The following is a 13,466-nucleotide window of genomic DNA, read 5'->3' as shown; positions in this document are numbered from 1 at the left end:
CGCGCGGGCGGCATCGGGGTTGCTGGTGGCGCAGGCGGCGATGGTCGGCCAGGCGCGGTCGAGGACGAGCACCTGGGCGGTGGTGGCGGGCAGGCGGTCGGCGACGCGCGCCTCGGTGAGCACGACGACGGGCGCGGCATCGCTGAGCATGAAGTCGAGGCGGCTCTTGGGATAGGCGGGATCGAGGGGCAGGTAGGCGCCGCCGGCCTTGAGAATGGCGAGCAGGCCGACGAGCAGATCGGCGGAGCGGGGCAGGCAGACGGCGACGCGCTGCTCCGGGGCGACGCCGAGGGATCGGAGGTGGTGGGCGAGCTGGTTGGCGCGGGCGTTGAGCTGGGCGTAGGTGAGCTGCTGCGCCTCAAAGACGACGGCGACGGCGTCGGGGGTGCGCTGTGCCTGCTGCTCGATCAGCGTATGGAGGCAGGCGTCCTGCGGATAGTCCGCCGCCGTGGCGTTCCACTCCACCAGCAGCGTGTGGCGCTCGGCCTCGGCCAGAAAATCCACATCGCGCAGCGGGCGGTCGAGCTGCTCGGCCATGCCTTCCAGCATGATCCGAAGCTGCTCCAGCAGCCGCTCGATCGCGGCGTGGTCGTAGCGCTGCGGCTCGTAGCCGATGCGCAGCCGTAGCTCGGCGCTCGGCTCGGCGACGATCGTCAGCGGATAGTTGGTGCGCTGGAAGACCTGGGCGTTGCCCTGCCGCCCGAAGGTTTCGACCGGATAGTTCTCGAAGACGACGATGCTCTCGAACAAGGGCGTGCCGCGCGGCACGTCGCTCCAGCCCTGGATCTGCCCCAGCGGGCTATACTCGTACTGGCGAAGCTCCACCTGCTGCGCGTTCAAGTCCTGAAGCCAGTCCAGCAACCGCTGGTCGGGTCTGAGCTGGACGCGCACCGGCAGCGTGTTGATGAACACGCCGATCATGCCCTCGAATCCCGTCAGCTCCGTTGGACGCCCGGCCACGGTAACGCCGTAGACGATGTCGGAATCGCCGCTGTAGCGGCTGAGCAGCAGCGCCCAGGCGCCCTGGACCAGGATGTTGAGCGTCACGCGATGCTGCCGGGCCAGCGCTTGCAGCGCGGTCGTGGCCGCCTGGGAGAGATAGAGCACCTGCACGGCATAGTCCTCGCCCGCCGCGCTCTCCCGCTCGATCCGCAGCCGCGTCGGCGCGACAAAGCCGCGCAGCGTCTCGCGCCAGAAGTCCTCCGCCGCGAAGAGATCCTGCCTGCCGAGCCACTGGATATAGTCGCGGTAGGGCCGACGATTTGGCAGGCGCGGTGTCTGGCCCTGGCGCAGCGCCTCGTAGGAGGCAAAGACCTCCTCCAGCGTCAGCGCCACCGACCAGCCATCCAGCAGCAGGTGGTGGTAGCTCCACGTGATCTGGTACTGCTCATCGGGCAGATGGGTGATGCTCAGACGCATCAGCGGCGCTTCGGTCAGCTCGAACCCACGCTGGCGATCGGCCCGCAGGAACTCGGCCAAGCGCTGCGGCAGCTCCTCAGGCGGACAACCCGACCAATCGTGGTGCTCGATCGGCAGCGTCGCCCGACGATGGACAAGCTGAAGCGGCTCGTCAAGATCTTCCCAGAAGAACGACGTGCGCAAGATCGGATGCCGGTTGACGACATGCTGCCAGGCGCGCTCGAACGCTTCTATGTTCAGCGAGCCCGGCGCGCTCCAGCTAAACTGCTCGAAGTACACCGCTGACTCGGGCGCGTACAGGTTGTGATAGAGTAGGCCCTGCTGGATCGGCGATAGTTTGTAAATATCCTGAATGTTATCGTGGCCCATTACGAGCGGCTCCTAACATTGCTCAAGAATCGGTTCAGAGTCTCCTGGTCGAGCCCGGATAATGGAAAATCGGAGGGCGTGAACGCCTCGGCGCTGGGCGACTGGCACTCGTCGACGATCGTTTGCAGCGCCTCGACACACGCACGCGCCAGGCGCTCGATCGTGGCGTGCTGATGCAGCGCGCTGCTGTAGCTCCACTCCAGCTCAAGGCAGCCGCCGACGATGCGCGCCTCGATCGCCAGCAGATAGGGCCGCCGATCGCCTGGGCTGTGCAGCGGTCCAACATCTCCGCCATCAAGCTTCCAGGGTGCGTCGGATGGCAGGCGCGCGTCGAGCGATCCCAGATAGCTGAAGCTCACCTCAGGCGACGGCAGCGCGCGCATCCAATCGGCGGTATCCGCGTTGAGATAGCGCAGCAGGCCGTATCCAAGCCCTTGATCTGGCACGCGCCGCAGGGCTTCTTTCACAGTCTTGAGCGCCGCGCTCAGCTCATCGGCGGGATCGTAGGGCAGCCGCAGCGGGTAGCGCGTGGTGAAGCAGCCGACCGTGCGCGACAGATCCACGCTGCCGGAGAGCGCGTCGCGGCCATCGGCGTGCAGATCGAGCAGCAGGCCGGTATCTCCGGACCAGCGAGCCAGCGTGTTGACCAGCGCCGTCAGCAGCAGATCGGACACCTGCGCGCGATACGCATCGGTCACGTCATCGAGCAGCGCCCGCGTTGTATCGGCGTCGAGCGCGACACGCACGGCTGCGGCGGTGCTCTGGGTGTTGGCGCTATCGGGCGCTGCCAGATCGCGCGGCAGCGGCACAACCTCGGCGTCGAGCGTCTGCCAGTAGCGCCGCTCGTCGAGCACGTCCTGCGAGCGCGCCAGCTCCGCGATCTGAGCGGCCCAGCGGCTAAACGGCGCGGTGCCGCTCGGCAGCGCCACCTCCGCGCCCTGGCTGAGCTGGCGATACGCCGTCCACAGATCCGCCAGCACGAGCGGCCACGATCCCGCGTCGACAACCAGTTGATGGATCGCCAGCAGCAGATGCGCCGGCTGAGCGGTGCCCGCGTAGAACAGCGCGACGCGCAGCAGCGGCCCATGTTGGAGATCGAGGCTGGCCTGAAGCGCCGCCGCCTCGGCCTGCATCTGTGCCCGCGCCGCCTCAGGCGAGATGTTCGAGACATCGATCGCGCTGAAGACCGGATGCTCCTCGCGCTCCGCCACGCGCTGCTGCCAGCCGTCGGAGGTCAGCTCGATGCGCGTGCGCAGCGCCGCGTGGTGGTCGATCAGATGGCGGACGGCCTGCGCCAGCAGCGCGCCGTCGAGATCGGGCGGCACCTCAAGCAGCATCGCCTGGCTGGCGTGCTGCGGCGCGGCGATCTGCCGCTCCATGAGCCAGCGCTGGATCGGCGTCAGCGGAAGCGGCCCTGCCGCTAGCTCGTGACCGACGACTGGAAGATCGCCGGGATTGATCGCCGCCGCCAGCTCGGCGATCGTCTGATGCTGGAAGAGCTGCGCGGGCGTCAACTGCGCGCCCAGGTCTTTGGACTTGGCGATCACCTGAAGCGCCAGGACCGAGTCGCCGCCCAGCTCGAAGAAGTTATCGTAGATCCCGACCTGCTCAATGCCGAGCACTGCCTGCCACACGGTGGAGAGCCACTGCTCGGTTTCGCTGCGCGGCGCGACGAACGGCGTCTGCACGTTGGGCCGGGGATGCGCTGGCCGCGATTGGCTGACCTGATCGATCGCCTCGACGATGCGCGACTCGCCGATCGAGCTGGCGCGCTCGATCGCCATATGCAGATCGCGGGTCGACACGACGATCTGCGGCAGCCTGCTGCGCGACATGATCCGCTTGAACACCTCGACGCCCTCTTTCGACAGAATGCCGGTGACGACCGAAGCGCTCTGGCTGCCGTTGGTCGCCGCAGCCGCCGGGACGCTCTCGCCCGCGCGCTTGCTCTCCGCCGTCTCGCGCAGCCGCGTCGCCGACTGTGATACTCGCCGCATGGTAAAATCGCGAATCTCCACCCGGGCCGCGCCCTGCTGATCAACGATCGTGATGTCGAAGGAGATCGTCTCGCGGCTATCGTCGGCGTCGGGCTTGTAGCGGACATAGCTGTACACGCTGCCGGGCAGCGCGCCGTAGGCCGTGAGGCTGCCGTAGGAGAGCGGCAGGTAGCTCTCGCCCTGGCCCGCCAGGCCATTGCCGAAGGCCGTCGCCACGTCGAGCAGCGCCGGATGCAGGCCGTACTCGGCGACATCGTCGGCGAACGCGGGCGGCATTTCGAGCACCGCCAGGCCCTCGCGCTCGCTGGCATAGGCCCGCTTCAGGCTCATCCAGCGCGGCCCCCAGTAGACGAAGCGCTCGGCCTTTCTGACCTCTTCCTCGGACACTTCGATCGCCTGGCCGCCGCAGCGCTCGATCCACGCATCGACCTGATAGCTTCCAGGCGCGTCCGTCGCGACGCCCACGTTGCCGCGCGCATGCTCCTGCCAGGTCGGCTCGCCGCCATCTTTGGACGCCGCGCGGCTGATTACGCGGAACTCGGCGCTATCGCCGGTGCCCTCAAGGATCGTATGCACCTCTTTGTGCTCGTCCTCGGCGACCATCAGCGGCGACATAAAGAAGACATCGCGCAGCTCGATCGGGCGGCCCTGCGCGCGCTGCTCGAACGCGGCGCGGGCCATCTCCAGATAGCCGGTGCCGGGGATCGCGGGCACGCCCATAATCTTGTGCTCCGACAGCACCCAATGGCTGGGGCCGTTGAACTCGGTCAGATACGTCTCCTGGCTCGGCTTCTCGATCCGCCGGTCGAGCAGCGGATGGGCCAGCTCCTTCTGGAAGCTGCGTTGCGCCGTCGTCAGGCCGTAGGAGGCCGCCACATTCACGGCCATCCCGACCTCCTGCCAGGCATCCCAGTTGATCGACACGCTGTAGCTGCCGTAGCGCGCGGCGTAGTAGGCCGCGAAGGCGTCGAGAAAAGCGTTGGCCGCGCAGTAGTCCACCTGCCCGATGCCGCCGATCACGCCCGTCGTCGAGGAGCAGAGCACCAGCAGGTCGAGATTGACATCTGCCAGCACCGATTCGAGCACGCGCAGCGCCGTGACCTTGGGCGCGAGCACCCGCGCCGCCATCTCCGGCGTTTTGAGCTGGATCAGACCGCCGCCCGCGATGCCCGCCGAGTGGATCACGCCGTGCAGCGCGCCAAAGCGATCGACAGCCTGCGCCACGGCGGCGCGCATATCGTCGGCGCTGGCGACATCGGCGCGCACTGCAAGGACCTCGCCGCCGAGCGCCTCGATCGCCTGAAGCTGGCGAATCTTCTGGCTGGTGCCGTCCTGCTCGCCGTGCGAGTCGAGCCACGGCTGCCACTCGTCACGATCGGGAAAGGCCGAGCGTCCGGTCAGCACCAGCCGGGCCTGCGCGGTCTGCGCCAGGTACTCCGCCAGCACCAGCCCGATCCCACCGAGGCCGCCGGTGATCAGATACACGCCCTGCTCGCGCAGCCGGTTCTTGCCGGGAATCGCCTCGCCGAGCCGCACCGCCTCGAAGGTCTGCACCCAACGCTCGTCGTCGCGGTAGGCGATCACCGTCTCGGTCGTCGGCGTGGCGCACTCGGCCAGCAGTTGGTCGATCCACTCCGCCTCCTGAATCGTTCCGGGCGGCGGCATCAGCGCGTCGATGCTCTGGCAGCGCAGGTTGGGATACTCCTGCCCGATCACCTTGCACGGCCCCAGCAGCGTCGCTTTTTCGGGGCAGAGCGTCTCCTGGCCGGTCACTTTGTGCAGCTCGTTCGAGACGATCTTGATCGAGATCGGCGCGGACGTGTCGCGCGCGCCCAGCGCCTGCGCCAGAAAGAAGAGACTATAGAAGCTGCGGTCGCGCACCTGCTCAGGCACGGCGGCTCCCGGCGGCGTTACGCTCCACAAATGGACGATCGTCTGCGGCGCTGCGCCCGCCGCGTCCAGCGCCGCGAGCAACTGCTGGTAGTCCTCGGCCTGCACCGGATTCAGCGCGTAGGCTCGATCGTCGCGCTGCTCGAAGCGCGTGCCCGCCGTGACCGTCGTCACGGTCTGTCCCGCGCGCTCAAGACGCTGCGCTAGCTGCGCGCCGACGCCCGTCTCGTCGAGAAAGAGCAGCCAGCTAGCCTGCTCGGCGAGCGCGCCCGGCTCCAATACCGGCGGCACCGAGCGCTTCCACGACGGAATATAGAACCAGTCGGCGATGTCGGGCTTTTTGGCGAACGAAGCAGCGCGCTGCTTCGCGTCGTCCGGCGCGGGCGACGGGCTGATCCAGTAGCGCTGCCGCTCGAAGGGATAGGTCGGCAGCGGCACCCGCAGGCGGCGCTCGCTCGCATACAGCCGCGACCACTCGACGCGCGCGCCTGCCAGCCAGAGCTGGCCGACGGTCTGGAGCGCGTACGCGACATCCGAATGCTCCTCCTGCGGGTGGCGCGTCGAGGAGAGCACCGCGTGCGTGGCGTGCCTGCCCGGATGCTGGCGGGCCAGCGTGCTGAGCGCCTGGCCGGGACCAACCTCAAGCAAGATCCGGTCGGGCTCGCGCAGCAGCTCGCCCACACCATCGGCGAAGCGCACTGCCTGCCGTAGATGCGTCGCCCAGTAGCTCGGATCGGTCGCCTGCTCGGCGGTGATCCAGGTGCCGGTCACGTTCGAGATGTACGGGATGCTCGGCGCGTGCATACGGATGCGCTGGACCTGCTTGACGAACGGCTCGATCAGCGGCTCCATCATCTTCGAGTGAAACGCATGCGACGTATGCAGGCGGCGGCAGCTCAAGCCCTGCTCGGTCAGTTGCCGCTCCAGCGCGTCGATCGCGTCGCCGAGGCCGGAGACGACGCAGCGGTTCGGCGTGTTGATCGCCGCCAGCGAGAGGTTTGAGCCGAGCAGCGGCTCGACCTCCTGCTCGGTCAGCGGCACGGTCAGCATCGCGCCGCCCGGCATCTGCTGCATCAGCCGCGCGCGCGCCGCGACCAGCGTCAGCGCGTCTTCCAGCGAGAAGACGCCCGCGAGCGTCGCCGCGACGTACTCGCCGATCGAGTGGCCGAGCAGCGCCTGCGGCTGAAAGCCCCAGCTCATCCAGAGCTGCGCCAGCGCGTACTCGACCACGAACAGCGCGGGCTGTGTCACCGCCGTCTGGCCCAGGCGCTGCTCGGCAAGCGCCGTGCGCTCCGGGCTGGGATAGAGCACATCGCGCAGATCAAGGCCCAGGCGCGGCTTCAGCAGCGCCGCGCAGCGATCGACCTGCTCGCGAAAGACCGGCTCGGCCTCGTAGAGATCGCGGGCCATCCCGACGTACTGCGCGCCCTGGCCGGAGAACATAAAGGCGATCGGGCGGTCGCGCTGCTCGCGGAAGGCGCTGACCAGCCGCCTGGGATCGCGCGACTCCAGCGCGCCGATCGCGTCGTCGCGGTCGCGGCAGACCAGCGTGCGGCGGTAGTTGAAGGCGCGACGACCGACCTGGAGCGTGTAGGCGACATCGGCCAGCGGCACGTCGGGCTGCTGTCTGAGATGCGCGATCAGGTTGTCGGTGGCGGCTTCGAGCGCCGTCTCGCTGCGGGCCGAGAGCGTCAGCAGGTGCCAGGGCCGCGACGGTCCAGACGGCTCGACTAGCGGCGCTTCTTCCAGCACCGCGTGGGCGTTGGTGCCGCCGACGCCGAAGGAGTTGAGCGCGGCGCGGCGCGGCGTGTCGCCATCGCTCTGCCACTCGCGCAGCTCGGTGTTGACGAAAAACGGGCTGTTCTCGAAGTCGATCTTGGGATTGGGCCGCTCGAAGTGCAGGCTGGGCGGGATCACGCCATGCTTGAGCGCCAGCACCGTCTTGATCAGGCCCGCGATCCCGGCGGCGGTGTTGGCGTGGCCGATGTTGGTCTTGACCGAGCCGAGCGCGCAGTAGTGCTTCTTCTCGGTGCGCGAACGAAAGACCTGGGTCAGCGCCGAGACTTCGATCGGATCGCCGACCGGCGTGGCGGTGCCGTGCGCCTCGACGTAGCTGATCGTCGCGGGATCGACTCCGGCGCTGCGCTGGGCCATAGCGATCACGGCCATCTGACCATCCACGCCGGGCGCGGTAAAGCCGACCTTGAGCGCGCCGTCGTTGTTGACCGCCGAGCCGCGAATGATCGCGTGGATCGTATCGCCGTCCTTGATCGCCTCGTCCAGCCGCTTGAGCACGACGATGCCCACGCCGCTGCCGAAGACGGTGCCCTGTGCCCGCTCGTCGAAGGCCCGGCAGTGGCCGTCGGGCGACATGATCCCGCCCTCCTGATACCAGTAGCCGTCGTACTGCGGCACGCGCACCGAGACGCCCCCGGCCAGCGCCATGTCGCACTGGTAGCTCAGCAGGTTTTGGCAGGCCAGATGCACCGCGACCAGCGCCGTGGAGCAGGCGGTTTGCAGCGTGATGCTCGGCCCTTTCAGGTTGAGCTTGTAGGCGACGCGCGTCGAGAGATAGTCGACGTTGTTGGCCGTCGAGAGCTGAAGCGTGCCGCCGGAGGCCATCAGCAGCCGGATCTGATCGTTCTGGTAGAGGTTATTGAGCAGGTAGCTCGGCAATCCCAGGCCGCCGTACACGCCGATCCAGCCCTTGTACTGCTCGGAGTCGTATCCGGCGTGCTCAAGCGCCTCCCAGGCGCACTCCAGAAACAGGCGGTGCTGCGGATCGATGATCTCGGCGTCGCGCGGCGTGTAGCCAAAAAAGCTCGCGTCGAACGACTCGACATCGTCGAGGATCGGCCCGGCTTTGATAAAGTTCGGCGTATCGGGATCGACAGGACTCGTGAGCGACGGCTCCAGCTCGTCATTCTGGAAAAAGGTTATCGACTCAACACCAGCGCACAGATTCCGCCAGAACTGCTCGATGTTGCGCGCGCCCGGAAAGCGCCCGCTCATCCCGACGATCGCAATGCTTCTTGACGGATGATATGTGCTTCCGTCACTCATGATCTATCTCCTCTCGTTGACCTGCAATGACCATCGATCGTCCATCGCTACTCGTCGAGGTCGGCGCGCAACTGCCGCTGCCAGTCCAGCGCCTCATGCTGTTTGCGCACCCGATCATCGATCTCTTCAAAGGAAGGCCGGGCGTTGGGACCCTGGCTCAACCACTTCGCCAGCGCGCCGACCGTCGGATACTTGAACAGTTCGACGACCGGCATATCGCGCTGAAGGAGGTCGCGGAGCTTGCTGTGGACCTGTACGATATGCACGGAGCTGCCGCCCAGGTCGAAGAAATTATCGTCGACGCCCAGCCGATCGACGTGCAGCACCTCCTGCCAGATCGCGGCGATCGACCGCTCGAGCTCGGTCTGGGGCAGCACACGCGCCGCCGGTGAGCGCTGGTCCTCCGGCCTGGGCAGCGCCCGCCGATCGAGCTTGCCGTTGGGCGTGAGCGGCAGCGCATCCAGCACCACGAACGCGCTCGGCACCATGTAGGCAGGCAGCAGGCTTTGAACAAAGCTGCGTAGCTCGCGGGTTTCGCGTGTCGCGGCGCGGCCCTCACCACCAGCCTCCGCTCCTGCCGCAGTGGGAGCAGGGGAGGAAAGCATGGGGGACTCCCAGGCCCAGAGGGCACCCCCCCCGGCCTTCGCGGTGCTCGGCACGACATACGCCACCAGCCGCTTCTCGCCCGGCACGTCTTCGCGTGCCACAACGGCCACCTCGCGCACGGCGGGATGCCGCTCGATCGCCGCCTCGACCTCTGACGGCTCGATCCGAAAGCCCCGAATCTTGACCTGCTGGTCGGCCCGTCCGGCGAACATGACGTTGCCGTCAGGCAGGTAGCGCCCCAGGTCGGCGGTGCGGTACAGCCGATCGCCGGGCACGCCGGGTGCCCATGCCGGGCGCCCCTGCTGGCACCCGGTGAAGGGATTGGCGATAAAGCGCTCATCGGTGCGGGCGGTATCGTCGCTGTAGCCGCGCGCCAGGTAGGACGTGCGCACAAAGATCTCGCCAAGCTCGCCGACACCGGCAGGCTGCCGCGCCGCGTTGAGCACCAGCAGTTGCACGTCGGCGATGCCACGGCCAAGCGGAACGATCGCCTTGGATTGATCGCCCGCATCAGCCGCCATGTCGGGCTGCGGCTGCGGCAGGACGTAGTACGCGATGCCCTGCGGTGTTTCGGTCGCGCCGTAGAAGTTGACGAGCTGTGCGTCCGGCGCGATCAGATGTACGCGCTCGACATCATGCCGCGTCAGCACGTCGCCGCCGAAGAAGACGTAGCGCAGGTCCGGCAGCGACGCGGCTCCATTCGATGCATCCGAGGCGTGCGGCGCGATGCTCAGCAGATGGCCCAGCGGCGGCGTCAGATGGCTGACCGTGACCGCCTGCTGCTGCATCCAGGCGCGCAGGTAGCCCGGCGTGTTGAGCGCGTCGGGATCGGGAATGCAGAGCGTCGCGCCCAGGATCAGCGGCGTGAAGATGTCGCGCAGCAGCGGATCGTGCGCCAGGCCGGAGAGCATACTGAAGCGATCCGCCGCGCCAAAGCCGAACGTGTCGCGATGCCACGCCAGGAAATGCACCAGCGGACGATGTGTGCCGAGGATGCCCTTGGGCCTGCCCGTCGAGCCGGAGGTAAACGCGACATACGCCAGATCGTCGGGCACAACGTCCACGTCAGGATCGCTCGTCGGGCGGCTCGCGAGGCGATCTGGCAGCTCGTCGGCGCGGCGCGGCAGCTCAAGCGTCCAGCGACAGCCGAGCGTCGCCACGTAGTCGGTGAGCGCGTCGGGCGACGGGCCTGCCGCCGCCAGTTGCAGCCAGCCCTTGGGCCACGCCACCTGAAGATAATCGATCAGCCGCGCGGCGGGATAGCTCGGATCGAGGATCGTGAAGGCCGCGCCCGCTTTGAGGACGCCCAGCAGCGCCCAGATCAGCGCCGCGCTGCGATGGCCGTAGATCGCCACGCACTCGCCGCGCCGGATGCCGTGAGCCAGCAGATCGTGCGCCAGTTGGTTGCTGCGCGTCTCAAGCTCGGCGTACGTCCAGCGCGTGTGCGGATCGATGAGCGCGATCCGCTCCGGCGTCTGCCGCGCCTGCTTGACCACCAGCTCGTGTACCACGCCCTCACAGCCGCCGTCGAGCGCGACGGTCGGGTCGGGCAAATACGCGCGCGCGGCGGTCGTCACCAGGGTGTACGCGCCGATCGGCGTTTCCGGCTGCGCGACAAGCTGCGCCAGCAGGTGTTGGAACTGATCGAGCAGCGCCGCCATGCGCGCCTCGCTGAAGAGATCGGCGTTATAGACCAGATCGCAGAAAATGCCCGCGTCGCGCTCCTCGACGTACAGCGTCAGGTCGAACTTCGCGCCGATGTCGGGCGGTGCCAGCACCTCAAGCTGCAAGCCTGGCAGCTCGCAGTGCCGGTACGGGTAGTTGAGCATGTTGAAGAAGACCTGGAACAGCGGCGTGTGGCTCAGGTTGCGCTCCGGCTGTAGCTCCTCGAGCAGCTTCTCGAAAGGCACGTCCTGATGCGCGTACGCCTGAAGGCAGACCTCGCGCACGCGGCGCAGCAACTCCACGAAGCCGGGATCGCCGGAAAGATCGCTGCGCAGCACCAGCGTGTTGAGGAACAGGCCGATCAGATCTTCAGTCTCGGCGCGGGTCCGGCCCGCGATCGGCGAGCCGACCACGATGTCGGTCTGGCCGCTCCAGCGATGCAGCAGCAGCTTGAACGCCGCCAGCAGCGTCATAAAGAGCGTGACGCCCTGCCGCCGGTTGAAGGCCGCCAGCCGATCGGTCAGCGCGCGCTCGATCGTGAGCGTCTGGCGTCCACTGCGGAAGGTGCGCACGGGCGGTCGCGGATGATCCAGCGGCAGATCGAGCACGCCGACACCGGCAAGCTGCGCTTTCCAGTAGTCGATCTGCCGATCGAGGACCTCGCCCTGCAACCACTGCCGCTGCCAGGCCGCGTAGTCGCCGTACTGGATCGGCAGATCGGGCAAAGGCGCTGGCAGGCCCTCAAGAAACGCCGTGTAGAGCGTCTCAAGCTCACGCACCAGCACGCCCAGCGACCAGCCATCCGCGACGATGTGATGCAGCGTCAGCAGCAGCAGATGCTCCCGATCGTCGAGCTGCAGCAGCGTACACCGGATCAGCGGGCCGAAGCTCAGATCGAACGGCTGCTGGCTCTCCTCGACGATCAGCCGCTCCGCCTCGGCCTGCCGGTCGGCGGCTGGCAGCGCGCGCAGATCGAGCGGCATCAGCAGCAGGCTAAAGAACGGATCGACGACCTGCGCCGCCACGCCATCGGTCGCCGTAATCGTGCTGCGCAGCACCGCATGCCGCCGCACGATCTCGCTCAGGCTCCGATCCAGCGCCAGCACATCGAGCGGACCCGTGAGCCGCAGCGCCGCCGGGATGTTATACGCCACGTTGCCCGGCTCCAGCTGATCGAGAATCCAGAGGCGCTGCTGCGCAAACGACAGCGGCAGCGGCTCGTCCATCGCCAGCGGCACGATCGGCGGCGCTTGCAGGTGGCTGGCGCTGCGTCGTGCCCTCTGGATCTGCTCTGCCAGCTCGGCAACCGTCGGCAGCTCGAACAGCGTGTGCAGCGGCAGCTCCACCTGGAACGCTTCGCGCACCCGCGAGGCGATCTGCGTCGCCAGCAGCGAGTGGCCGCCCAGCTCGAAGAAGTTGTCGCGCGTGCCCACCCGCTCCACGCCCAGCACATCGGCCCAGACGCTCGCCAGCAGATCCTCGATCGGATTGCGCGGCGCGACGAAGCACTCGTCCAGCTCCGCCGCTAGCTCCGGCGCGGGCAGGGCCCTGCGATCGATTTTGCCGTTGGGCGTCTTCGGCAGCGTGTCCAGAAAGACGAACGCGCTCGGTACCATGTAGTCGGGCAATCGATCCTTCAGGTAGGCGCGGAAATCAGGGGTCACAGGTCCGGGGGCGCGCGTCGGGACGGCTTCGATCTCGTCCCCTTGTTCTTTTGTTCTTTTGTTCTTTTGTTCAATGTACGCCACCAGGCGCTTCTGCGGGTGCCCGCTTGCGGGCGACGTGTCCTCGCGCAGCGTGACCACGGCCTCATGCACGGCCTCATGCTGGCAGAGCACCGCCTCGATCTCGCCGATCTCGATGCGGAAGCCCCGAATCTTGACCTGATGGTCGATGCGGCCCAGGATCTCGATCGTCCCATCGGCGCGCCAGCGGCCCAGGTCGCCGGTGCGGACCATCAGCGCGCCATCCTCGAACGGACACGCGACGAAGCGCTCGGCGGTCAGCTCCGGGCGGAACAGGTAGCCGCGCGAGACGCTCGCGCCTGCCACACAGACCTCGCCCGCGATGCCGATGGGCTGCGGCTGCTGGTGCTGGTCGAGGATGTAGATCCGGTTGTTCTGCAACGGCTTCCCGACCGTGATCGGCTTGCCCAGGTCGCTCGCCCGCAGCACGCCGAGCGCGTTGATGTCGCTGATCTCGGTCAGGCCGTAGATGTTGACGATCTCGACGGCTGGACCGATCTGGCCGAAGACCGCCTGGAGCAAGCGCTGCTCCAGCTTCTCGCCGCCGATCAGCAGGTAGCGCAGCCCGTTCGGGGGCTGCTCCGGCGCGACCTCATTGAGCACGGCGTGCATATAGGAGGGCACGGCGTCGAGCAGGTGGATCGCGTGCGCGTCGAGGTAGCGCAGCAGGGCGCGGCTGTCGAGCTTGACCGCATCGGGAATAACGTGCAGC

General features: G+C 67.7%; 3 protein-coding genes. All 3 read right to left on the bottom strand.

What is annotated here, in order from left to right; genetic code table 11:
* On the bottom strand, nucleotides 1-1,788 hold a 1,788-nt coding region (locus VFZ66_08285), incomplete at its 3' end, for a condensation domain-containing protein (protein ID HEX6289176.1).
* Nucleotides 1,788-8,738: an SDR family NAD(P)-dependent oxidoreductase gene (locus VFZ66_08280; protein ID HEX6289175.1), complete on the bottom strand. Its 6,951-nt coding sequence runs from the start codon at nucleotides 8,736-8,738 to the stop codon at nucleotides 1,788-1,790. The genes VFZ66_08280 and VFZ66_08285, both read right to left, overlap by 1 nt.
* 47 nt (nucleotides 8,739-8,785) lie before the next feature.
* Nucleotides 8,786-13,466: amino acid adenylation domain-containing protein (locus VFZ66_08275; GenBank protein HEX6289174.1), on the bottom strand; the 4,681-nt coding region annotated here is incomplete at its 5' end.

The sequence above is a fragment of the Herpetosiphonaceae bacterium genome, assembly GCA_036374795.1.
GTDB lineage: Bacteria > Chloroflexota > Chloroflexia > Chloroflexales > Kallotenuaceae > LB3-1.
Note: the sequence above shows the minus strand (reverse complement) of the source record. Positions and strands in the feature narration are given on the sequence as shown.